Source organism: Pseudomonas sp. LBUM1641 (assembly GCF_059716235.1).
This window is the reverse complement of sequence record NZ_CP166815.1, coordinates 3,059,576-3,082,095: the sequence shown is the minus strand read 5'-3', so window position 1 is coordinate 3,082,095 and position 22,520 is coordinate 3,059,576. Positions and strand designations below refer to the sequence as shown.

Genomic DNA, 22,520 nt, shown 5'->3' with positions numbered 1-22,520 from the left:
CAATGAATGCGTTTCTGACCCACCGCATTCGCGAGCAAGCCCGCTCCCACATTTGATGTGTGTTGTGCTCAGGAATAGGCCCGGATTGAAGGCTCCATCTGCGAGGCGTTGTAGTTGAGAATCCGGCCGTCGGCCTCAACGCCATAACGGCCATTGAGGGACTCCAGCGGCAAGCCGTACAGGTGGAAGTGCAAGGTCGCCTGCTCACCTTCAACACGAATCCCGTGCAGGTCTTCACCGAGGAACGAGATGGAAGTGCCCGGCTGCACGATGACTTCTTTCTCAAGCGTCAGGGTGGTGAAGCCTGCATCCCGCCCTTCATCGTTGCGGCCATACACGTAGTTGATTTCCTGGCCTTCGACGGCGCTGATGATCGCCCAGGTTTCGTGGTTGTGAGGGAGGGTGCTTTTGCCCGGCAGCAGCGAATTCAGGTAAAGGGTCGGCGTGTCGCCATCGTCATTCAGGCGATAGCGGAAAGCAGTGCTGCCCTGCCCCGGCACTGGCGCGGGGAATTCGTTGAAGTTGAACAGGTCCCGGCGCTCGGCCAGGGTTTCCAGCAGCCCGACAATTTCCACCAGGGCCGCGCGGTCTACGCCACGCTGGTTGATGACACGGATCTGCTGCAGGAAGTCTTCGATAACGGCGGCACGGTTTGCGGTACTCATGACGAGGTTCCTCTTATTAGACAGACAGGGTGTAGCGGCTCAGGTTGGTCAACAGGTAGGGATCGTTGGCGATCGGTGGCCGGCGGCCGGGATCGCCCACTGCATGGCGCAGGAATTCCTTGGTGCGTTCACTGGTGGGGTGCTGGAAGATCTGTTCAGCGCTGCCGTGCTCGACGATCACGCCGTTTTCGGTGAAGTAGACGATGTCGCTGATCTCTTCGGCGAAGCGCATTTCATGGGTCACCAGCACGCAGGTCATGCCCTCTTCGGTCAGCTCGCGAATCACCGTCAGCACTTCGCCGACAGTTTCCGGGTCCAGCGCAGAGGTCACTTCATCGAACAGAATCAGTTCCGGGCGCATGGCCAACGCCCGGGCAATCGCCACCCGCTGCTGCTGGCCGCCGGACAATTGGCCGGGATAGGCATCCGCCTTGTGCTCCATGCGCACTTTGGCCAACAGCGTCCGGGCGTCCTTCTCTGCCTCGGCGCGGTTGCGGCCGAGCACCTTACGTGGGGCGATCACCAGGTTTTCCAGCACCGACAAATGCGGGAACAGGTTGTATTGCTGGAACACAAACCCGACGCGCTTGCGCAACTCGATGCGCTGGGCTTCCTGGTTCAGCGTGTCGACCCGGGTTTCGCCGACACGAATGGTGCCGCGCTGGGGCTGCAACAGCCCGGTGATGCAACGCAGGATGGTCGACTTGCCCGAGCCCGACGGGCCGATGATCGACACCGCCTGGCCGCGATGCACGTCGAGGTCGATGCCCTTGAGCACCCGGTTGTCACCGAACGACAGCTGCAAGTCCCGCAGGCTGACCAGGGATTCAATAGAAGGCATAACGGCGCTCCAGGCGTTGGGTCAAACGGGAAATCGGGTAGCAGTAGGCAAAGAACAGCACCAGCAGGCTCAGGTAGATCACTACGGTGAAGCCGGTCATGTTCACGGTGTTGCTGGCGATCTGTGCGGTGTCGATCACGTCGTGCACGCCCACCAGCGAAGCCAGGGCGGTGCCCATGGTGACCACCGCGTAGAGGTTCATCCACGGCGGCAACATGCGCTTGAAGCACTGGGGCAGGATGATCGAACGGAAAATCTGGCCACGGGTGAATGCCAGCGACCGCGCGGCTTCCCACTGGGTGCTGGGGATCGAGCCGATGGCGCCGCGAAAGATCTCCGCCACGTTGGCGCTGGCCGGCAAGGCCAAGCCGATGGTCACCTTGACCCAGTCCGGGAACGATACGTAAGAACTGCCGATATGGATCTCGAACGGAAACACGTAGGTGGTGAAATAGATCAGCACCAACCACGGCGCGTTGCGGAAAATCTGCACCCAGACTCGTGCCGGCAAGCGCAGCAGGCGCAATGGCGACATGGCTAACGCGCCCACTATCAGGCCCAGCAGCGAACCGAGACCAATCGCCACCAGGCTGATCAGGATGTTCTGGCCGAAACCGCTGACCAGCGCTGGCGACCATTGCAGCAACGCCGACAGCACCGGGAATGAATCAATGGCCATAACCGGGCATCCTCAGGCGCGCTTCCAGCCAGCGCCCCACACAATTGACGGTAAAACTCAGCAAGCCGAAAAAGCTCAGGATCAGAATCATCAGTTCCAGCACGTTGTCGCTCTGGGTCCAGATCATGATGGAGGCGTAGGTGATATCGCCCACGGCGATGGCCGAGGCCACGGCGGTCATTTTCACCAGGTCGATCAGGTTGTTAATCAGCGACGGCAGCGCGAAGCGCAGGGCCAGCGGCAGCTGCACATTCCACAGCAGTTGCCGGCTGCTGAAGGCCAGGGAACTGGCGGCTTCCAGGGTCACGGAAGGTACCGCCTCGATGCCGGCGCGCAGGGCTTCTGCGTGAAACGCACCCTTGTGCAGCGAGATCACGATCACCACCCAGGCAAACGGCGTCAGCGGGTTGGCCGCGCCGACGGCCTGGGTCAGCAGCATGTTCAACACCAGGAATGCGCAGTACAGCTGAACCAACGTAGGCGTGTTGCGGGTCACTTCGATAAACACCCGCGCCGGCTTGGCCAGCCACGGATTGCCCGAAGTCAGCAGCGCCGCGAGGCTGATCCCCGCCAGCAGGCTGCCGACGATGGTGAACAGGCACAACAGCACGGTGGTCAGCGCGCCCTGCTCCAGGGTGCCGCGCTGATAGGCATCCAGCAGGAAGCTGTAGTTGAGGCCGATACCGGCGGCCCAATGCACAAAAATCTCCAGCCAATGACTCATTCGGCGCCCCGCAGCTTGCCGCAGGCGACAGCGATACGGCGGCCGGCTTCAGCCACGCTGTCGGTCGCCGTAGCGATGGACAGGCGAAACCACGGCGACAGGCCGTAGGCGCTGCCGGCTACACCGGCCACGCCCTCCTCCAGCAAGTAGGCGACGACATCGCCGTCGTCATTCAGCTGTTGACCGTCCGGGCGATAGCGGCCAAGTAAACCGGCGCAGCGCACAAACACGAAAAAGCCACCCTGGGGTTCGAGCACTTCCAGGCCATCGACGGTGCCGAGGGCCATCATCAGCAGGTCCCGGCGCAGTTGATAGGCTGCCACCTGCTCGGAGAGGAAACCCAGCCCGCCGGTGAATGCGGCCAACGCAGCGGCTTGCCCGACGGAAGAGGCGCCGGAGGTGGATTGGGATTGCACCACCGCCATGGCGTAGGTCAGGGTCTGCGGCCCGGCGCCGAACCCGATGCGCCAGCCGGTCATGGCGTAGGTCTTGGACACGCCGCCCACCAGTAGGCAACGGTCCTGCAGATCCGGCGCGAGGTTCAGCAGACTCTGGGCCGGGCGACCGTCGAAACGAATGTGCTCGTAGAGTTCATCCAGCAGCACCATCACCTGGGGATGGCGACGCAACACCTCAGCCAGCGCCTGTAGTTCAGTCTCGCTATACACCGCACCGCTCGGGTTGCCCGGACCATTAAGGATCAGCCAGCGGGTGCGTTCATTGATGTGCTGTTCCAGTTGAGCCGGCAGCAGCTTGCATCCCTGCCCCAGGCCGCACTCGATAAACACCGGTTCGCCACCGTTGAACCGTACGCTGTCAGGGAAAGACGGCCAGTACGGCGTCGGCACCAGCACTTGATCGCCGTCGTCGAGGGTGGCGGCGAAGGCGTTGAAGATGATCTGTTTCGCGCCGTTCGCGATCACGATATTCGGCAGCGAATAGTCCAGGTGGTTTTCTTCGGCCAGCTTGCGCTGCACCGCGACGCGCAAGGCCTTTACGCCAGGTGTCGGGGTGTATTTGGTGGCGCCCGCGGCGATGGCGGCGTAGGCCGCTTGTTTGATGTGCTCCGGGGTGTCGAAGTCCGGCTCACCGGTGGTCAGGTCCAGAATGTCGCGGCCGGCATCACGCAGTTCCGTGGCACGGGACTTGGCCGCCGCGTTGGCCGACAGCGACACCCGCTGCACCCGCTTGGACAGGCGAACCGTCATGGCTGCACCTCAAGGACTTTGCCGGGGTTGAGCAGGTTTTTCGGGTCAAGGGCACGCTTGATGCGGCGCATCAGGTCCAGTTCTACCGGGCTTTTATAGCGGCCCAGCATGCCGACTTTGCGCTGGCCGATTCCGTGCTCGGCACTGATGGAACCGCCGTGGGCGTGGGCACTGTCGTGTACCAGCAAGCTCAGTTCGGCGTAGTTGCGCATGTGCTCGTCCACCGTGGAACCCTGCGGATGGGCGACGTTGTAATGCAGATTACCGTCCCCCAGGTGCCCGAACGTAAAGTTGCGAACGCCGGGGAAATGCGCCTGCAACAACGCATCGGTATGGGCCACGAAGGCGACGATTTGCGAGATCGGCACCGAGATGTCGTGCTTCATATTGCGCCCGGCGCGCTTCTGCGCCTCGCTCATGTTCTCCCGCAGCAGCCACAGGGCTTCGCTCTGCGCCAGGCTCTCGGCGATCAGCGCGTCGGCCAGCAATGACTGCTCGAAGGCTTCACCGAGGACGTTTTCGAAGGCTTCGCGGGCGTGGGTTTCGCCGTGGTTATCCGAGAGTTCCAGCAAAGCGAACCAGGGTTGGCTGGCCTTGAGGAACGGTTGCGGGCCTTCGGGAAACTGCTCGCGCAACAACGCCAGGCAATCGGCGCTGAGCAACTCGAATGCCGTGAGATTTGCGCCAAAACCGGCGCGGGCATGGGACAGAAAAGCGACGGTCTGAGCCAACTCATCGAACGCCAGCAACGCGGTGGCCTGGGCCTTGGGCAGCGGGAACAGCTTCAGGGTCGCGGCGGTGATAATGCCGAGGGTGCCTTCGCTACCCACGTATAAATCCCGCAGGTCGTAGCCGGTGTTGTCCTTGCGCAAACCCCGCAGGCCGTTCCAGATTTCGCCTTCGGCAGTGACCACTTCCAGGCCCAGGGTCAGCTCGCGGGTGTTGCCATAGCGCAGCACCGCCGTGCCGCCGGCATTGGTGCCGAGGTTGCCGCCAATGGTGCAACTGCCTTCGGCACCGAGGCTCAGCGGAAACAGGCGATCGGCCTCCCGGGCCACGTCCTGGATGTTTTGCAGGATGCAGCCGGCTTCGACGGTCAGGGTGTCGTTGTCGGTATCGATCACGCGCACCCGATTCATCCGGTCAAGCAACAGCAGCACCGCACGGCCACTGGCGTCCGGCGTCGCGCCTGCCATCAGCCCGGTGTTGCCACCCTGGACCACGATGGGCGCCTCCAGGGCCACACAGGCACGCACCACGGCGGCGACCTCCTCGGTATTGGCCGGGTGTACCATGGCGATCACCTGGCCGGTGTAGCGGCCCTGTTTGTCGGTGAGGTACTGGGGGGCGTCTTCACTGCGCTGCACATGGGCGGCGCCGAGCAACTGCTGCAGGGTGGCGAAGAGCGATTCACTCATGGCTGTACTGCTCATGCAGATCACGCAGGGCCTGCGACGGGGCCATGCCGGTGCGTTCGCCGAGGGCGATCAACCAGCCGCTGCGATGCCAGTCGCGCACGATGGCGTCGAGCTTGGCCTGGGTGTCGTGCTCGCCTTTGCGGATCCAGATCACGGACTTGGACGGGATCAAATCCCCCGGCAACGGGATCTCGTAGCCGGACCATTCGGCATCTTCCAGCAGCGCATGCATGGTCGGGCTGACGTGCACCGCCGCCACGCAGCCATTGCCGCGCAACGACAGCAGGGATTCGGACTGGCTACGGAACGCCTTGATCTGCGCGCCGTAGGTTTCCTGCAACGGTTTGATGAAGTTACTGCCCTGGGACACGCACACCGGCTTGTCCTTGAGGTCGGCCCACTGGGTGATCCCGGCGCCTTTGCGGATCAACGCCGCGCCGCCGACTTCTTCATAAGGCGTGGGCACGTAGTCGAGAATCTCGGCGCGCTCGTCGGTGTACTGCATGTTGGCGATCAACACATCGACCTTGCCTTGTTGCAGGAACTGCACCCGGTTGGGCGCCAGTACCGAGACGGTCTTGGTCTCCACACCCAGTGCCTGGCCGAGGCCCTTTGCCAGCTCGACGTTGTAGCCCAGGTGTTCGCCGGTCTTGGGGTCGAGGGTGCCAAACGGCGGGCCGCTGAGGATCACGCCGACGCTGATGGCGTGGCGTTGCTCGATCTTGTCGAGGGTGGCGTCGGCGTGGGCCAGGCTTGCGCACAGTGCCAGGCCCAAGGCAGTCAGGGTTTTCAATGTCATGTGTCAGGCGCCCTTGAACTGTTTCTGCAATTCCACCAGCGCCGGGGAAGCCGGGGTGATGTGGTTGCGGGTCTGGGCGTCGATCAGCCAGCCGCTGCGGTGCAGTTCCTTGATGATCGGGTCGAGTTTGGCCTGGGTGTCGTTCTCGCCGCGGCGAGTCCAGATCACCGACGGCGCCGGGTTCAGCTCGGGGCTGATGGCGCGGTAGTCCTTCCATTCGGCGCTGTCGTTGATCAGCGGGTTGATCAGGGTGGAGTCATGCACCGCCGCGACGCAGTTATTGCCGCGCAGGGCCAGCAGGGATTCGGAGGAGCTCTTGAAGCCTTTGATCTGTGCGCCCAGTTCGGTCAGCGGCTTGACGTAGCTGCTGCCCTGGGAGGTGCACACCGGCTGGCCTTTGAGGTCTTCCCAGTGGGTGATCTTGCTGTCCTTGAGTACCGCTGCGGTGCCGCCAATCCTGTAAAACGGCGTCGGTACGAAACCGAGGATTTCGCCGCGCTCGGCGGTCCATTCCATATTGGCGATCAGCAAGTCGACCTTGCCCTGCTGCAGGAACTGCACGCGGTTTGCCGGCAATACCGGTACCAACTGCACCTCGGCGCCCAACTGACGGCCCAGCTCGTTGGCCAGGTCGACGTTCAAACCCTTGGGCTTCTGAGTGGTGGGGTCGATGCCGCCAAACGGCCCGCCGGAAAGCAGCACGCCGACCACCAGCACATGGCGTTGCTGGATCTTGTCCAGGGTCGCGTAGGCCTGAACCACCGCGCTGCCGCCCAGGGCGATCAATGCGCCCAGGACCACAGGCAACCTTCGTTTTACCGCCGCGCGCACAAAACCCATGGAACTCCCCTCATTAGCGATCGGCGTACCCCGACCTGATGTGGGGGCATGCTAGGGAGAGTGCCGAGGGAACGGAAATTCAAATATCTAATATCGTTATAACTTCCCGTATATGGACGTCCTTGTTTTTGGCCATATACTCGCAATCATTAGCCTCTGTAAAAAATCGGCGCGATAACACATAAGCATATGTAATGTTTATCTTCCTGCCCTTGATATAAAAAATGCCCTGGAATGGCCATGTCGACCCTCGATCTTGAACTGCTCCGCACCTTTATCGCCGTGGTCGACCACCACAGCTTCGCCGAAGCCGGTGCTCACCTGGCCCGCACGCAATCTTCCGTCACCCAGCATATGCAGCGCCTCGAACAGCAAGTGGGCGTCAGCCTGTTTGAAAAGCGCGGCCGGCAAAAGCAACTGACAGAGCCGGGAATGCAGCTATTGCGGCATGCGCGGCAGATGCTGTCGCTGAATGACGAGGCACTCAACTCCCTGCGGGAAAGCAGCCTCAGCGGTGTGCTGCGCATCGGCTCGCCCCACGACATCGCCGACACCATCCTGCCGCCGATCCTCAGCCACATCGCCCGCTCAGCACCGCGCCTGCGCCTGGAAATCGACGTGGGTCGCAGCCCATTCCTGATGGATGACTTGCATCGGGGCAAGGTCGACATGGTGATTTCCACCCGCGCCGACGCCAACCTCGAAGGCTTTGCGCTGCGCACCTCGCCGGTGTGGTGGATTTGTTCGGCGCAGTACATTCACTCGCCGAGCGAGCCGCTGCCGTTGATTCTGGTGGATGAGCCGAGCATCTATCGGCGCTATGCCCTGGAGGCGCTGGAACGGGCGAATATCCCGTGGAGGCAGGCGTACCTGGCATCGAACCTGATCGGCATCAAGGCGGCAACCCGTGCAGGGCTCGGCGTGACCCCCCGGAGCATGGAAATGCTCGGGCCGGACATGCGGGTATTGGGAGAGAACGACGGGCTGCCGAGGATGCCGGAGGTGACGTATTACCTGTGGATTCGCCCGAACACGGCAAACCCGATTGCACGCAAGGCTTATGACTTGATCAGGGCCAGCCAGGGATTGGCGCTTGGGTGAAGCCGGCGAGCTTCCCGGCAGGAGCGAGATTGCTCGCGAAGGTCGTTAACAATGACGCGGGAAACCTGACACCCAACGGCGATTTCAGGTTTTTCGCGAGCAAGCTCGCTCCTACAGGATGTTCAGACGTCGTTATTGCTGGGTCAATTGGGTCCACAACGCGGGTGCACCGGCGGACTTGGCGATTGCCTCAAGGCGCGCCGCGTGTTCGGCCATGTCCTGCTCGCTGGCGCGAATAATCGCGGTGGGCTGGCGATCCGCTGGCAAGCGGCGGATTTCCGAAGGGCGATTGCCCGAGCCTTCTGCCGAACCATTGCCGTCCGAAGCGTTACCGGCCAGGGACAGGCTGGTCTGGCCGCCGGTCATGGTCAGGTAAACGTCGGCGAGGATCTCGGAGTCGAGCAACGCGCCGTGGAGTTCACGGCCGGAGTTGTCGACGCCATAGCGTTTGCACAAGGCATCGAGGCTGTTGCGCTGGCCCGGGTGACGCTCACGGGCCATCATCAAGGTGTCGAGGATCGAGCAGTGCTGGGTGATATCCGCCCGGTCGGTCGCGCCCATCAGCGCGAATTCGTTGTTGATGAAGCCAACGTCGAACGCCGCGTTATGGATGATCAGCTGTGCACCGTTGATGAACTCGAAGAACTCATCGGCCACTTCGGCAAACCGCGGCTTGCCCACCAGGAATTCGTTGGTGATGCCGTGGACGCCGATGGCGCCTTCATCACTTTCGCGATCCGGTTGCAGGTAGACGTGGAAGTGCCGGCCAGTGAGGCGGCGCCCCATCAGTTCGACGCAGCCGATTTCAATGATCCGGTGGCCGTCGGTCACCGGCATGCCGGTAGTTTCGGTATCGAGTACAACAGATCGGATGGCCATCAGGGCTCAGCTCTCAACGGTTTGGTACATTTCAAGGGGCGGGATCTTAACACGTCAACCGGCATCAGCTCTGCTTGTAGCCGCGCACGTCATCCACACCGCGATTGGCCAGTTGGTCGGCGCGCTCGTTGCCGGGATGGCCGATGTGCCCGCGCACCCATTTCCAGGTGATGTTGTGGCGATTGCATTGCTCATCAAGCAACTGCCACAGGTCGGCGTTTTTCACCGGCTCCTTGGCCGCAGTCTTCCAGCCGCGCTTCTTCCAGTTGACCATCCACTCGTTGATGCCCTTCATCACGTACTGGGAGTCGGTCACCAGCAACACGTCGCAACGACGCTTGAGCTCCTCAAGGCCGCGAATCGCACCCATCAGTTCCATGCGATTGTTGGTGGTGTTGGCTTCGCCGCCCCACAGTTCCTTCTCCACGCCTTTGCACACCAGCAAGGCGCCCCATCCGCCGGGGCCGGGATTGCCCTTGCAGGCGCCATCGGTGAAGAGTTCTACGGTATCGGTCATTTCACTGTCCATTAAAGCGGGATCCATCAAAGCGGGTTGCCGATAATCGACCGACAAAGGCCCGAGGTCGAGAGACTCGACCTGAAATCAAAAAAGGTTTTTTACTGCTCGCTCTGCTTGCGATTGACCTTGGCCATCGGCATCGGTACTAGCTTGCCCATCGGTTCGCGGCGTACCTGGCGCACCGGGCGCAGGCCCACGACGATCTTGCGCGCCACCAACAAGTAGAAACCACCGCCAGACAATTGCCAGGCACCGGCCCTGCGTTCCCAGCCGGCCAACCGGCCCTGCCACTTGGCGGACGCAAGCGGCGGACGATAGCACCCGAAGCGGCGTTTCTCCAGCGCAAAGCCCAGCAGGTTCAACCAGTCGCCGACGCGCGAGGGCGAGATGCAGCGTGCCTTGCGCAAGGCATCATGGGCGAATACATGCCGCAGGCCCCAGCTGCTCCAGGGGTTGATGCCGATGATCAGCAAATGGCCACCTGGGCGCACACTGCTGGCGGCTTCGCGCAGCAAACCATGGGGCGACAGGCAGAAATCCAGGCCATGCTGCAACACCACCACGTCGGCAGCATGCTCGCTCAACGGCCAGGCTTGCTCCTCGCAGACAATCTCGACACCCGGCAACGGCGCACCCAGGCGCACATTGCGTTGCACCTGGGGTGCCGACGGCGGGGTTTGCGCCGAGGGACCGTAATGCACCAGGTAGCCACCAAAGAACCGGCCAAGCTCGTCTTCGAGCATGCGCCGTTCTTCATCCAGTAAAAATTGCCCGACAGGCCCGGACAGCCATTCACGGGCGGCACTGATCAGTGCCAGCCACTCGGGATCGGCCTGGGCGAACGCTTTATCAGTCATTGCATTCTCCAACTCGCCAAGAAGCTCTAAGATGCACCAATGTGTTCAGCTTGGCGAATCAAAGAATGATACAGATCAGTGCCCTGCCCGCCTTCACCGATAACTACATCTGGCTGTTACAGGATCAGCCGAACAAGCGCTGCGCGGTGGTCGACCCCGGTGATGCCGCGCCCGTACTGGCCTGGCTCCAGCAGCACCCCGACTGGACCCTCAGCGACATCCTGGTGACTCACCATCACCATGATCATGTCGGCGGCGTCGAGCAACTTAAAAGTGTTTCAGGCGCCACGGTCTACGGCCCGGCCAATGAAAAGATCCCGGCGCGGGATATCGCCCTCCAGGACAACGACCGCATCAACGTGCTGGGCTGGGACTTCGAGGTGCTTGCCGTACCCGGTCACACCCTCGGCCATATTGCCTTCTATCACCAGGGCGTGCTGTTCTGCGGCGACACCCTGTTCGCCGCCGGTTGTGGCCGGCTGTTCGAAGGCACCCCGCAACAGATGCACACCTCCCTGGAGCGCTTGGCGGTCCTGCCGTCCAACACGTTGGTGTACTGCACCCACGAATACACACAAAGTAACCTGAAATTCGCCCAGGCCGTGGAACCGCATAACGCGGATATCGCCGAACGGGTGGAAAACGTGCGGCAGCTGCGGGCCAACGGCGAGATTACATTGCCTTCGACCCTGGCCCTGGAAAAACTCACCAACCCCTTTCTGCGGACCTCTGAAACATCCGTTAAAGAAAAAGCGGACGAACGGAATGGCCGGGATAACCGGGCCGGGAGTGAGGTATTTGCTAGCTTGAGGTCTTGGAAAGATACGTTCTAAGTGGAAGGATTCTGATACGTAATTTCTGAATGGTTGACCGGAACCAAAGCGCTTTCTAGAATCGCCCGACATTTTTGCCCGGAACTTACTTCCAGCCAATGTCGTCATCTATTCGTAAAACCAACCATTCAGACGCATTGACCCGCCTGGCTCAAGCCGTGGCGGTGGCTGTGTCCGCTACTCTGGCGGGCTGCCAATCGACCAATTTTGCCGCACAATCCACCGTGCAACCCAAGCCAAACCTTACCGCCAAGATCAAGCAAAAACCCATTTGGCTATCAGAGAAGCCAAGCCCGGAAGTGCCCCAGGATGTCTGGGAACGCATGCGCCGGGGCTTTCAATTGCAGGACGGGTTAGGCGTCAACCCGCGCATTGAACAGCAACGATTGTGGTTTGCCAGTAACCCTTCCTTCCTTGAGAACGCCGGCGAACGCGGCAGTCTCTACATTCATTACATCGTCGAACGCCTTGAAGAACGCAACATGCCCCTGGAGCTGGCGCTGCTGCCAGTGATTGAAAGTGCCTACAACCCAATGGCTTATTCGCGCAGCGATGCCGTGGGCCTGTGGCAATTCATTCCTTCCACCGGGCGCTACTTCAACCTGCGTCAGACCCGCGCCTACGACGGCCGCCGCGACATCACCGCCTCCACCACCGCCGCCCTGGACTACCTGACGCGTCTGCATGACATGTTCAACGGTGACTGGTTGCTGGCGTTGGCGGCCTATAACGCGGGTGAAGGCACCGTCAGCCGGGCCATCGAGCGCAACGAAAAGCTCGGCTTGCCGACGGACTACTGGAACCTGCCACTGCCTCAGGAAACCAAGGACTACGTGCCCAAGTTCCTGGCGCTGTCCCAGGTGGTGCTGGCTCCCGAAGCCTACGGCGTCAACCTGAACCCGATTGCCAACACGCCGTATTTCGAAGTGGTCGAAGTCAAGCAGAGCATGGACCTGTCACGGGTTGCCGCGCTGGCCGAGATCGACGAAGACGAACTGTTCCAGCTCAACCCCGCCTTGAAGCAACGTACCACCCTGGATGGCCCGCAGCATTTGCTGGTGCCGACTTCCAAGGCGCAGCTGCTGGCCAGCAGCCTTTCGGCGATGAAGCCCGAAGAATTGCTGAGCATGCGCCCGAAAAAGCAGGTGTTCGACGAAGTTGAACACAAGGCTGTGGCCGGTCGCACCCGTAGCTACAAGGTTCGCAGCGGCGACAACCTGACCCTGATTGCCAAGGCCAACAAGGTTGATGTGCATGACCTGCAGCGCTGGAACCAGCTCAATGGCCAGGCGCTCAAGGTCGGCCAGACCCTGGTCATGCAGGACACCCGCAAGCTGGTGGCCAAGGCCGGCGGCAAGAAGCCGGTGCAGTACAAGGTCAAGAAAGGCGACTCGCTGTACATCGTCGCCAAGCGCTTCAACGTTGAGATGCAACATCTCAAGCGCTGGAACCCGCGCACTGGCCAGGCGCTGAAGCCGGGGCAGATGCTCGTGGTTTCCGGGCCTAGATAACACCGCAAACCCCGTAGGAGCGAGCTTGCTCGCGAAAAACGCAAGGACACCGCGTTAATTCAGAATGCCAGCGTTATCGTTGGCGTCTTTCGCGAGCAAGCTCGCTCCTACAGGTTTCACAACGCCTCGATCCCCAGCCTTTTTCCAATCGGAACAAGCTGTTACTGTACCGATCATAAAGCCCAAGCCGCCTGGATCGGATCTCTGACTTGAAGCGTCCCCTCCTTCTACTAATAAGTCTGGCCTTGAGCTTTTCCGCGAACGCGACCATCACCGAGAGCCACGGTTATGCGCAGTTCGGCACGCTCAAGTACCCGGCCAAATTCACCCACTTCGACTGGGTAAACCCCGCAGCGCCCAAGGGCGGCACTTTGCGGGTCATGGCGTTTGGCACCTTCGATACGCTCAACCCTTATACCTTCAAGGGTTCCAGCCCGGTTTCCACCGCCAACTTCCTGCAATACGGGGTCAACGAGCTCAATGAGCCGTTGATGGTCGGTACCGGCCAGTACGCTCCTTCCGGCGATGAACCGACCTCCAGCTACGGCCTGATTGCCCAATCGGTGGAGTACAGCGAGGACCGCAGCTGGGTGGTGTTCAACCTGCGCCCCGAAGCGCGCTTCCACGATGGCAAGCCGATCACCGCCTACGACGTGGCGTTCTCCTATCGCACGCTGCTGACCGAAGGCCACCCGCAGTACCGCACCAACCTGCAGGAAGTGGCCCGGGTCGACATTCTTAACCGGCATCGCATTCGCTTTGTGTTCAAGCGCGCCGGCAACCCGTTGCTGATCCTGCGCCTGGGGGAGCTGCCAGTATTGCCCCAGCATTACTGGAAAAACCGTGACTTCAAGGCCACCACCTTCGAGCCGCCGCTGGGCAGCGGGCCTTACCGCATCAGCAAGGTCACGCCGGGGCGGCAACTGGTGTTCGAACGGGTCAAGGATTACTGGGGCAAGGACTTGGCGGTCAACCGTGGTTTCTATAACTACGACAAGGTCGAGGTGGAGTTTTACCGCGACAGCGACGTGGCCTTCGAAGCCTTCAAGGCCGGCGAGTTCGATATCTATATCGAGCACCAGGCGAAGAACTGGGCCAACGGCTACAACTTCCCGGCGGTCAACCGTGGGGAGGTGATCAAGGCGCAGATCGCCCACCAGATCCCGACCCAAAGCCAGGGCCTGTTCATGAACAGCCGACGCCCGGCCTTCAGCCAGGCCAAGGTGCGCGAAGCCCTGGGCTTGATGTTCGATTTCGAGTGGACCAACCGCACCCTGTTCAGCGGCGCCTATAAACGCACCCTCAGCTACTACCCCAACAGCGAATTCTCCGCCACCGGCGTGCCGACCGGCCATGAATGGCTGATGCTCTCGCCCTATCGCGATCAACTGCCGGCCAATCTGTTTACCCAGCCATTCAGCCTGCCCCAGACCGACGGTCGCGGCATCCCCCGGGACACCCTGCGCCGCGCCCTCGCGTTGCTCGCCGAAGCCGGCTGGAAGCTGTCCGGGCAACGTTTGCTCAACCGTGACGGGCAGCCGCTGCGCCTGGAAATCCTGCTGGTGAATCCGAACCTGGAGCGCATCCTGCAGCCCTATGTCGAAAACCTGACAAGCATCGGCGTCGAAGCCCGCTTGCGCACGGTAGACCGCGCACAGTACAAACAACGCCTCGATCAATTCGACTTCGACATGATTCTGATGACCCTCAACCAGACCCTCAGCCCCGGCCTTGAGCAGTGGCAGTATTTCCACTCCAGCCAGGCGGGGATCAAGGGCAGCAAGAATTACGCAGGCATCGCCAATCCGGTGGTCGACCATCTGCTGGAACAGTTGCTGGCCGCGCAAACCCGCGAAGAACAATTGGCAGCCGGGCGAGCGCTCGACCGCGTCCTGCTGTGGCAGCACTACAGTATTCCCAACTGGTACCTCAACTATCATCGCCTGGCGTACCGCAACCGGTTCGCCTTCGTCACCACGCCGCCCTACAGCCTGGGCCTGAGCGCATGGTGGCTGAAAGCTTCGGAGAAAGCCCAATGATGCCTTTGCGTACTGCGATCCTTGGCAGCCTGTTGTTGTGCGGCGCCGCCACTGCGGCCCCACAACATGCGCTGACCCTGTACAACGAACCGCCCAAGTACCCCGCCGATTTCAAGCATGTCGATTATGTAAATCCCGACGCACCCAAGGGCGGTACCTTTCGCGAGTCCAGCATGGGCGGCTTCGACAGCCTCAACCCTTTCATCAGCAAGGGCGTGCCGGCGGACAATATCGGCCTGATCTACGACACCCTCGCCCAGCAAAGCCTGGACGAACCCATCACCGAATACGGCCTGGTGGCCGGCAAGATCGAAAAGGCCTCGGACAACAGCTGGGTGCGTTTCTACATTCGCCCCGAAGCGCGCTTCCACGACGGCCACCCGATCCGTGCCGAAGACGTGGTGTTCAGCTTCCAGACGCTGATGAAGGACGGCTCGCCGATCTACAAGACCTACTACGCCGACGTCGACGAAGTGGTCGCTGAAGACCCGCTGCGGGTGCTGTTCAAGTTCAAGCGCACCAACAACCGCGAACTGCCGCTGATCCTCGGGCAATTGACGGTATTGCCCAAGCATTACTGGGAGGGCCGCGACTTCTCCAAGGGCAACCTGGAGATTCCGCTGGGCAGCGGCCCGTACAAGGTGGCCGAGGTCAAGGCCGGGCGTTCGATCCGCTACGAGCGGGTCAAGGACTACTGGGCCAAGGACCTGCCCATCAACAAGGGCTTCTACAACTTCGACTACCGCGTCACCGATTACTACCGCGACAACACCGTGGCCCTCGAAGCCCTCAAGGCCGGGCAGTTCGATTACTGGCTGGAAATCAGCGCGAAAAACTGGGCCAACGCCTACAACACCCCCGCCGTCACCCAGGGTCGCCTGATCAAGGAAGAAATTCCCAACGGCAACCCCACCGGCATGCAGGGCTTCGTGTTCAACATCCGTAAACCGATGTTCCAGGACGTACGGGTACGCAAGGCCATCAGCCTGCTGCTGGACTTTGAATGGAGCAACAAGCAACTGTTCAACGGCGCCTACACCCGCAGCCGCAGCTATTTCGAAAACTCCGAGATGGCCGCCACCGGCCTGCCCGGCCCGGCTGAGCTGGCGATTCTGGAACCGCTGCGGGACAAGGTCCCGCCTCAGGTATTCACCGAAGCCTTCGAGCCTTCCAAGACCGACGCCAGCGGCATGATCCGCACCCAGCAGCGCGAGGCCTATCAACTGCTGCAAGAGGCCGGCTGGAAGATCGTCGATGACAAGATGGTCGACACCACCGGCAAACCGGTGACCATCGAGTTCCTGCTGGCCCAGACCGAGTTCGAACGCATCCTGTTGCCGTTCAAGCGCAACCTGGCGGACTTGGGGATCGACCTGGTGATTCGCCGGGTCGACATCTCGCAGTACATCAACCGCATCCGCTCGCGGGATTTCGACATGGTGGTGGGCAGCTTCCCGCAGTCCTCGTCGCCGGGTAACGAACAGCGCGAGTTCTGGAAGTCGTCCAGCGCCGACAAGCCCGGCAGCCGCAACTACATCGGCCTGAAAGACCCGGCCATCGACCAGTTGGTGGAAGAACTCATCGACTCCGACTCGCGCAAGAGCCTGGTGGCCCACGCCAAGGCCCTCGATCGCGTGCTGCAGTTCGGCTACTACGTGATCCCCAACTGGCACATCAAGACCTTCCGCGTGGCGTATTGGGACCACCTCGGCCATCCGAAGGTCTCACCACGCTATGACGTCGGCACTGCCACCTGGTGGAGCAAACCCGACGCCAAGCCTGCAATAACCGTGGACACCAACCAGAGCGCCGATCCGGCGAGCGGGGGCGACTGAGATGCTGGCCTATATTGTTCGTCGACTGCTGCTGATCATCCCGACCCTGTTCGGCATTTTGCTGATCAACTTTGTGATCATCCAGGCCGCCCCCGGTGGCCCGGTGGAACAGATGATCGCCAAGCTCGAAGGCTTTGAAGGCGCCACCAGCCGGATTGCCGGTGGCGGTGCCGAAGTCTCGGTGGCCGGCTCCAGCTATCGCGGCGCCCAGGGCCTGGACCCGGCGCTGGTGAAGGAAATCGAGAAAATGTACGGCTTCGACAAGTCGGCGCCGGAACGCTTGTGGATCATGGTCAAGAACTACGCCCGGCTGGATTTTGGCGACAGCTTCTTTCGCGACGCCAAGGTCATCGACCTGATCAAGGAAAAGATGCCGGTGTCCATCTCCCTCGGGCTGTGGAGCACCCTGATCATGTACCTGGTGTCGATCCCGTTGGGAATCGCCAAGGCCACGCGACACGGCAGCCATTTTGACGTGTGGACCAGTTCGGCAATCATCGTCGGCTATGCGATCCCGGCGTTCCTGTTTGCGATCCTGCTGATCGTGGTGTTCGCCGGCGGCAGTTACTTCGACTGGTTTCCGTTACGCGGGCTGACGTCCAACAACTTCGATGAATTGAGCTGGAGCGGCAAGATCCTCGATTACTTCTGGCACCTCGCCCTGCCTGTGACCGCCTTGGTGATCGGCAACTTCGCGACCATGACCCTGCTCACCAAAAACAGCTTCCTGGACGAGATCAACAAGCAATACGTGGTCACCGCCAAGGCCAAGGGCCTGACCAATCACCGCGTGCTCTACGGCCACGTGTTTCGCAACGCGATGCTGCTGGTGATTGCCGGCTTCCCGTCGGCCTTTATCGGCATCTTCTTTACCGGCTCGTTGCTGGTGGAAGTGATCTTCTCCCTCGACGGCCTGGGCCTGATGAGCTTCGAAGCGGCGATCAACCGCGACTACCCGGTGGTGTTTGGCACGCTGTTTATCTTCACCCTGCTGGGGCTGGTGGTGAAACTGATCGGTGACCTCACCTACACCCTGGTCGATCCGCGCATCGACTTCGCCAGCCGGGAGCATTGAGATGAATCTATCCCCCCTCAATCGTCGCCGGTTCGAGCGCTTCAAGGCCAACAAGCGTGGCTGGTGGTCGCTGTGGCTGTTCCTGATCCTGTTCGGCCTGAGCCTGGGCGCCGAGTTGATCGCCAACGACAAGCCGCTGGCGGTGCATTACGACGGCGACTGGTATTTCCCGGCGCTCAAGCGCTACCCCGAGACCACCTTCGGCGGCGAATTCCCGCTGGAAGCCAACTACAAGAGCCCGTATATCCAGGAGCTGCTCAAGGCCAAGGATGCCTGGACGTTGTGGGCGCCGATTCCGTACAGCTACCAGAGCATCAACTACGACCTGAAAGTTCCGGCCCCGGCCCCGCCGTCACGGGACAACCTGCTGGGCACCGATGACCAGGGCCGCGATGTGCTGGCGCGAGTGATCTACGGGTTCAGGATTTCCGTGCTGTTTGCCCTGACGTTGACCGTACTCAGTTCGATCATCGGCGTGATCGCCGGGGCCTTGCAGGGTTTCTACGGTGGCTGGGTCGACCTGGCCGGGCAGCGCTTCCTGGAGATCTGGTCTGGCTTGCCGGTGCTGTATTTGCTGATCATCCTCGCCAGTTTCGTGCAGCCCAATTTCTGGTGGCTGCTGGGGATCATGCTGCTGTTTTCCTGGATGAGCCTGGTGGACGTGGTGCGCGCCGAATTCCTGCGCGGGCGTAACCTGGAATACGTGCGGGCGGCGCGGGCGCTGGGGATGCAGAACGGCGCGATCATGTTCCGTCATATCCTGCCCAACGCCATGGTCTCCACCATGACCTTCATGCCGTTCATCCTGACCGGCGCCATCGGCACCCTCACCGCCCTGGACTTCCTGGGCTTTGGCCTGCCGGCCGGCTCGCCGTCCCTGGGTGAGCTGGTGGCCCAGGGCAAATCCAACCTGCAGGCGCCGTGGCTGGGCATGAGTGCGTTTGCCGTGCTGGCGATCATGTTGAGTCTGCTGGTGTTTATCGGCGAGTCCGCTCGCGATGCCTTCGACCCGAGGAAATGAGATGAATCAGGACAATCTGATCGAAGTCCGCGACCTCTCCGTCGAGTTCGTCGTAGGCAACAGCCACCAGCGTGTGGTGAACAACGTCAGCTTCGATATCAAGCGCGGCGAAACCCTGGCCCTGGTGGGTGAAAGCGGCTCCGGCAAGTCGGTCACGGCGCATTCGATTCTGCGCCTGCTGCCCTACCCGCTGGCGCGCCATCCTTCGGGGACGATCCAGTACGCCAACCACGATTTGCTGACCCTGAAAGAAAAGACCATCCGGCATATTCGCGGCAACCGGATTGCGATGATCTTCCAGGAGCCGATGACCTCGCTGAACCCGCTGCACTCGATCGAGAAGCAGATCAACGAAGTGCTTGGCCTGCACAAGGGTTTGACCGGCAAGGTCGCCACCAAACGCACCCTGGAGTTGCTGGAACTGGTAGGCATCCCTGAGCCCCACAAGCGTCTCAAGGCCCTGCCCCACGAGCTGTCCGGCGGCCAGCGCCAGCGGGTGATGATCGCCATGGCCCTGGCCAATGAGCCTGAGCTGCTGATTGCCGACGAGCCGACCACGGCACTCGACGTCACCGTACAGTTGAAGATCCTGGAGCTGCTCAAGGAATTGCAGGCGCGCCTGGGCATGGCCTTGCTCTTGATCAGCCATGACTTGAACCTGGTCAGGCGCATCGCCCACCGGGTATGCGTGATGCAAAAAGGCTGCATCGTCGAGCAGGCCGAGTGCGAAACCCTGTTCCAGTCGCCGCAGCATCCGTACACCCAGGAGCTGCTGGCAGCTGAACCCAGCGGCGGCCCTGCCACCAATGAAATCGGCCCACCGTTGCTGGAAGTCGATGACCTGAAGGTCTGGTTCCCGATCAAAAAAGGCTTCCTGCGCAATACCGTCGATTACGTCAAGGCGGTGGATGGCATCAACTTCAGCCTGCCCCAGGGCCAGACGTTGGGCATCGTTGGTGAAAGCGGCTCTGGCAAATCCACCCTGGGCCTGGCAATTTTGCGGCTGATTGCGAGCAAGGGCGGCATCCGCTTCGAAGGGCATCAGATGGATAAGCTGAGCCAACAACAGGTTCGACCGCTGCGCCGGGAAATGCAGGTGGTGTTCCAGGACCCGTTTGGCAGCCTGAGCCCGCGCATGTGCGTGAGCGAGATCGTCGGCGAAGGCCTGCGCATCCACAAAATGGGCACCGCGGCCGAGCAGGAAGCCGCGATTATCGCCGCGCTCAAGGAAGTAGGCCTGGACCCGGAAACCCGCAATCGCTACCCCCACGAATTTTCCGGCGGCCAACGCCAGCGCATCGCTATTGCCCGCGCGTTGGTGCTCAAGCCACGTCTGATTTTGCTGGATGAACCGACCTCGGCCCTCGACCGCACAGTGCAACGCCAGGTGGTGGAACTGCTGCGCAACCTGCAGGCCAAGTACAACCTGACCTACCTGTTCATCAGCCACGACCTGGCGGTGGTCAAGGCCTTGAGTCACCAGTTGATGGTGGTCAAGCACGGGCAGGCAGTGGAGCAAGGGGATGCACCTGCGATCTTCGCCAACCCCCAGCACGCTTACACGCGCCAGTTGCTGCAAGCTGCGTTCCTGCGCAACTGAAGAGCGCCCCGGGCAACCGGGGCGCGGCTAAATAGATACCGCGTGCGTCCCGCACGTGGTGTTCAAAATGGACGACTTCATTCATCACCCCGTGAAGTCATCATGACCCAGGCACCAACCGCCTCCCCAGCATTTCGCCCTATCTACTCTCCCGAATTCATCAGCGCCGATGATGCAGCCGTGTATGTCAGCCTGCAAATCGGCGACCTGCGAGACCGCGAATACGGTGGGCTGATCTTCAAGCGCGGCGACAGGTTTATTGCCACTGCCCCCCTGCCGGGCTCTGCGACGAGCTTCGACGCAACGCGGGTATTTCCCAGCGCTGGCGGACACCCGCAGCGTGTTCCAGAAGGACTCAAACTCGTCGGGCTCTATCACTCACACCCGGACCTGCTTGATGCCCCGTTGAATACCAACTTTTTTTCGACTTCGGATATCTATGCAGCGATAACCTATAAACAATCATTTGGGTGCTTTTATCTGTCGAACCCCGACGGCTCGCTGCTCAAATACAGCGCAGGTGACACACAGGAGGCAAGCGCGTTGCTGGCGCTGGTCGCGCCACCCACTGATGATCCTGCGGCTCCCAGCCTGCTGCAACACGAACTCAACGAGGGGCGTTACAGCAGAGAAGCCTTTGTCCGTAGCGTGGCCGAATCTGGACACTTGCAAGTCGTTCTTGGCAGCGACTTGTGGGAAGCCGGCAATAAGGTCTCACCGCGCTGGCAAGCTGGAGCGCCACACAGTGACCTCATCCCACCGCAACACCTTGGACCTTGCTTCAGAACCCAGGAGGACGCCATGCGCTGGCTGACGGGCTATGCACCCTGGTCGGCCGAGCACACGCTGTCAGTGGGATTAATCCTGAGGAACGATCTCAACGAAACCTATGCGCCCCTCTATGCAACGCCGTTACACGACGCAGGCTTTGCGCCAGATAGCCTGTTACCGGCGAACGCGCTCGGTGTGGGGGAGCTGCCGATCGGCCATTCGATCAGTGCGTTCTATTTTGCGTCGCTGGCCAACAGGACCGAAGGTGGGTTGCTGACCTTGAATGGGGACAATCGCTTTATTTCCACTCAACTGATGTTCGCGGTGTTGTCAAAGCTGTCACAGAATCGCGCATTGACGGCCTACGTGGTGACCAAGGAGGCTGCAATCCTGAAGTACACCGCAGGGGATAGCGAAACCCGGCAAGCGCTGTTGGCCGACCTCATGCCCTTTGGTGGTCCTCGCAGCCCACTGCACCAGGCCCTGGCAAACGGAACGATGAGCGTGACGCAATTTATTCAGCGCGTCGCGGCGGCTGGCGAACTGAGTGTCGTCCATGCCGACGGCTCATGGCCATCGCGCGGCATCATCACCGCCAACTGGACACCATCGACCCGGAAACTGGACAAACCGCTCATCTGGCGGCTGGGCCCGCTGTTCACCGCGTCCGATGATGCGGTAGATGCCGCTATTAACCCCGCCAACGCCATGATCGGCATAGTGCTCCGTCATGCTCAACTCAGGGCATACGCCACCGGGTTACTGACGTCCGGGCCGACGCTCAACTATTCACTTAGTAGCGTTGTGGATATTCAAGTGTCTCGCCGCCTGCCCCTGCCCGAAGGATATGTGTTCGATGGCCTGTACTTTTACCCGGGCGCCACCGGTGACCATTCCTACCCTCAAGCCGACGAGATCTTCCATCCTGAAGCGCTGACCTATTTTTTCATGCTGATTGCACAGGGGTTTGAGTTGACCCATGCGTACTGGGCAACGCCCTACGGTGCACTGATCAAGTACAGCTCTCGCGGCTCCAGGGAAGAGGATGCATTAATCAGCCAACTGAGCGCGCCCGCCTCTGGCCAACCGGGGCGCCTTCTAGCGGCTCTGACCAGCGGAAGAGCCACCATAGAGCAACTGATCGGCTTGCTCGCGCGGTCCGGTGAGCTGACGGTGTTGCGCGTCGGTGGCATCTGGCAGCAACGCGGCGTACTGGCCCCTGACTCAAACGTCAGCTGACGGCGAGAAGCGTGGCCTCTGATATTGCTGCAAAAGCAAACCAATATCATTTGCGCAGTGCCCGG

Annotated in this window: 20 protein-coding genes and 1 pseudogene; 10 read left to right on the top strand and 11 right to left on the bottom strand. The window is 61.2% G+C overall.

What is annotated here, in order from left to right:
- Positions 1–68 precede the first annotated feature (68 nt).
- From ACA046_RS14075 to ACA046_RS14040, 8 genes are read right to left on the bottom strand one after another with little or no spacing between them, the layout of a single operon-like run.
- The gene (locus ACA046_RS14075; RefSeq protein WP_497676792.1) at positions 69–665 is read right to left on the bottom strand and encodes a cysteine dioxygenase family protein; all 597 of its coding nucleotides are present in this window, start codon (positions 663–665) and stop codon (positions 69–71) included.
- 16 nt (positions 666–681) lie between these two features.
- Positions 682–1,506, bottom strand: coding sequence for an amino acid ABC transporter ATP-binding protein (locus ACA046_RS14070; RefSeq protein ID WP_459028570.1), 825 nt, complete (start codon positions 1,504–1,506; stop codon positions 682–684).
- Complete coding sequence (locus tag ACA046_RS14065) at positions 1,493–2,185, bottom strand: amino acid ABC transporter permease (protein WP_167665005.1); 693 nt, start codon at positions 2,183–2,185, stop codon at positions 1,493–1,495. Before ACA046_RS14065 ends, ACA046_RS14070 begins: the two co-directional genes overlap by 14 nt.
- Entirely contained in the window at positions 2,175–2,909 is a 735-nt protein-coding gene (locus tag ACA046_RS14060) for an amino acid ABC transporter permease (RefSeq protein WP_076013862.1), read from the bottom strand. The genes ACA046_RS14065 and ACA046_RS14060 overlap by 11 nt, the downstream gene beginning before the upstream one ends.
- On the bottom strand, positions 2,906–4,117 hold the full coding sequence (locus ACA046_RS14055) for an aminotransferase class I/II-fold pyridoxal phosphate-dependent enzyme (RefSeq protein ID WP_497676791.1): 1,212 nt from the start codon (positions 4,115–4,117) through the stop codon (positions 2,906–2,908). Before ACA046_RS14055 ends, ACA046_RS14060 begins: the two co-directional genes overlap by 4 nt.
- Positions 4,114–5,535 (bottom strand): FAD-binding oxidoreductase, encoded by a 1,422-nt coding sequence (locus ACA046_RS14050; protein WP_497676790.1) that lies wholly within the window; start codon positions 5,533–5,535, stop codon positions 4,114–4,116. Before ACA046_RS14050 ends, ACA046_RS14055 begins: the two co-directional genes overlap by 4 nt.
- The gene (locus ACA046_RS14045) at positions 5,528–6,334 is read right to left on the bottom strand and encodes a transporter substrate-binding domain-containing protein (RefSeq protein WP_459028564.1); all 807 of its coding nucleotides are present in this window, start codon (positions 6,332–6,334) and stop codon (positions 5,528–5,530) included. The genes ACA046_RS14050 and ACA046_RS14045 overlap by 8 nt, the downstream gene beginning before the upstream one ends.
- Before the next feature lie 3 nt (positions 6,335–6,337).
- On the bottom strand, positions 6,338–7,174 hold the full coding sequence (locus ACA046_RS14040) for a transporter substrate-binding domain-containing protein (RefSeq protein ID WP_497676789.1): 837 nt from the start codon (positions 7,172–7,174) through the stop codon (positions 6,338–6,340).
- Positions 7,175–7,414: 240 nt separating this feature from the next.
- On the opposite strand from ACA046_RS14040, the gene ACA046_RS14035 reads away from it, so the two are divergent.
- Both ACA046_RS14035 and ACA046_RS14030 read left to right on the top strand, forming a co-directional pair.
- A complete protein-coding gene (locus tag ACA046_RS14035; protein WP_459028560.1) occupies positions 7,415–8,275 on the top strand; it encodes a LysR substrate-binding domain-containing protein in 861 nt (286 codons plus the stop codon).
- Positions 8,272–8,391 (top strand): annotated as a pseudogene (locus ACA046_RS14030) (outer membrane lipoprotein carrier protein LolA); the annotation flags it as partial. The gene ACA046_RS14035 and the pseudogene ACA046_RS14030, both read left to right, overlap by 4 nt.
- 16 nt (positions 8,392–8,407) lie before the next feature.
- Here ACA046_RS14030 and dnaQ read toward each other — a convergent pair.
- From dnaQ to ACA046_RS14015, 3 genes are all read right to left on the bottom strand, one after another.
- On the bottom strand, positions 8,408–9,148 hold the full coding sequence (gene dnaQ / locus ACA046_RS14025; protein WP_459029281.1) for a DNA polymerase III subunit epsilon: 741 nt from the start codon (positions 9,146–9,148) through the stop codon (positions 8,408–8,410).
- 70 nt (positions 9,149–9,218) lie between these two features.
- Positions 9,219–9,671, bottom strand: coding sequence for a ribonuclease HI (gene rnhA / locus ACA046_RS14020; RefSeq protein WP_053255695.1), 453 nt, complete (start codon positions 9,669–9,671; stop codon positions 9,219–9,221).
- A 101-nt stretch (positions 9,672–9,772) separates the two neighbouring features.
- The gene (locus tag ACA046_RS14015) at positions 9,773–10,531 is read right to left on the bottom strand and encodes a methyltransferase domain-containing protein (protein WP_076013855.1); all 759 of its coding nucleotides are present in this window, start codon (positions 10,529–10,531) and stop codon (positions 9,773–9,775) included.
- A gap of 65 nt (positions 10,532–10,596) precedes the next feature.
- Between ACA046_RS14015 and gloB the strand changes: the two genes are divergently transcribed.
- From gloB to ACA046_RS13975, 8 genes are all read left to right on the top strand, one after another.
- Positions 10,597–11,364 (top strand): hydroxyacylglutathione hydrolase, encoded by a 768-nt coding sequence (gene gloB / locus ACA046_RS14010; RefSeq protein ID WP_459028556.1) that lies wholly within the window; start codon positions 10,597–10,599, stop codon positions 11,362–11,364.
- A 98-nt stretch (positions 11,365–11,462) separates the two neighbouring features.
- Positions 11,463–12,875 (top strand): lytic transglycosylase domain-containing protein, encoded by a 1,413-nt coding sequence (locus ACA046_RS14005; protein ID WP_076013853.1) that lies wholly within the window; start codon positions 11,463–11,465, stop codon positions 12,873–12,875.
- A gap of 209 nt (positions 12,876–13,084) precedes the next feature.
- A complete protein-coding gene (locus ACA046_RS14000) occupies positions 13,085–14,914 on the top strand; it encodes an extracellular solute-binding protein (RefSeq protein ID WP_318304722.1) in 1,830 nt (609 codons plus the stop codon).
- Entirely contained in the window at positions 14,911–16,749 is a 1,839-nt protein-coding gene (locus ACA046_RS13995) for an extracellular solute-binding protein (protein WP_497676788.1), read from the top strand. The genes ACA046_RS14000 and ACA046_RS13995 overlap by 4 nt, the downstream gene beginning before the upstream one ends.
- 1 nt (position 16,750) lies before the next feature.
- Positions 16,751–17,824: a microcin C ABC transporter permease YejB gene (locus tag ACA046_RS13990; protein WP_459028552.1), complete on the top strand. Its 1,074-nt coding sequence runs from the start codon at positions 16,751–16,753 to the stop codon at positions 17,822–17,824.
- Between the two features lies 1 nt (position 17,825).
- Positions 17,826–18,845 (top strand): ABC transporter permease, encoded by a 1,020-nt coding sequence (locus ACA046_RS13985; protein ID WP_008435209.1) that lies wholly within the window; start codon positions 17,826–17,828, stop codon positions 18,843–18,845.
- 1 nt (position 18,846) lies between these two features.
- Positions 18,847–20,445, top strand: coding sequence for an ABC transporter ATP-binding protein (locus ACA046_RS13980; protein WP_459028549.1), 1,599 nt, complete (start codon positions 18,847–18,849; stop codon positions 20,443–20,445).
- A 102-nt stretch (positions 20,446–20,547) separates the two neighbouring features.
- Positions 20,548–22,455 carry a DUF4329 domain-containing protein gene (locus ACA046_RS13975; protein WP_497676787.1) on the top strand — a complete coding sequence of 636 codons (1,908 nt, stop codon included), beginning with the start codon at positions 20,548–20,550 and terminating at the stop codon, positions 22,453–22,455.
- Positions 22,456–22,520: the final 65 nt, after the last annotated feature.

Coding starts and splice junctions, on each gene's coding strand:
- ACA046_RS14075 (WP_497676792.1), bottom strand. CDS start 665: ATGAGTACCGCAAACCGTGCCGCCGTTATCGAAGACTTCCTGCAGCAG.
- ACA046_RS14070 (WP_459028570.1), bottom strand. CDS start 1,506: ATGCCTTCTATTGAATCCCTGGTCAGCCTGCGGGACTTGCAGCTGTCG.
- ACA046_RS14065 (WP_167665005.1), bottom strand. CDS start 2,185: ATGGCCATTGATTCATTCCCGGTGCTGTCGGCGTTGCTGCAATGGTCG.
- ACA046_RS14060 (WP_076013862.1), bottom strand. CDS start 2,909: ATGAGTCATTGGCTGGAGATTTTTGTGCATTGGGCCGCCGGTATCGGC.
- ACA046_RS14055 (WP_497676791.1), bottom strand. CDS start 4,117: ATGACGGTTCGCCTGTCCAAGCGGGTGCAGCGGGTGTCGCTGTCGGCC.
- ACA046_RS14050 (WP_497676790.1), bottom strand. CDS start 5,535: ATGAGTGAATCGCTCTTCGCCACCCTGCAGCAGTTGCTCGGCGCCGCC.
- ACA046_RS14045 (WP_459028564.1), bottom strand. CDS start 6,334: ATGACATTGAAAACCCTGACTGCCTTGGGCCTGGCACTGTGCGCAAGC.
- ACA046_RS14040 (WP_497676789.1), bottom strand. CDS start 7,174: ATGGGTTTTGTGCGCGCGGCGGTAAAACGAAGGTTGCCTGTGGTCCTG.
- ACA046_RS14035 (WP_459028560.1), top strand. CDS start 7,415: ATGTCGACCCTCGATCTTGAACTGCTCCGCACCTTTATCGCCGTGGTC.
- rnhA (WP_053255695.1), bottom strand. CDS start 9,671: ATGACCGATACCGTAGAACTCTTCACCGATGGCGCCTGCAAGGGCAAT.
- ACA046_RS14015 (WP_076013855.1), bottom strand. CDS start 10,531: ATGACTGATAAAGCGTTCGCCCAGGCCGATCCCGAGTGGCTGGCACTG.
- gloB (WP_459028556.1), top strand. CDS start 10,597: ATGATACAGATCAGTGCCCTGCCCGCCTTCACCGATAACTACATCTGG.
- ACA046_RS14005 (WP_076013853.1), top strand. CDS start 11,463: ATGTCGTCATCTATTCGTAAAACCAACCATTCAGACGCATTGACCCGC.
- ACA046_RS13995 (WP_497676788.1), top strand. CDS start 14,911: ATGATGCCTTTGCGTACTGCGATCCTTGGCAGCCTGTTGTTGTGCGGC.
- ACA046_RS13990 (WP_459028552.1), top strand. CDS start 16,751: ATGCTGGCCTATATTGTTCGTCGACTGCTGCTGATCATCCCGACCCTG.
- ACA046_RS13985 (WP_008435209.1), top strand. CDS start 17,826: ATGAATCTATCCCCCCTCAATCGTCGCCGGTTCGAGCGCTTCAAGGCC.
- ACA046_RS13980 (WP_459028549.1), top strand. CDS start 18,847: ATGAATCAGGACAATCTGATCGAAGTCCGCGACCTCTCCGTCGAGTTC.
- ACA046_RS13975 (WP_497676787.1), top strand. CDS start 20,548: ATGACCCAGGCACCAACCGCCTCCCCAGCATTTCGCCCTATCTACTCT.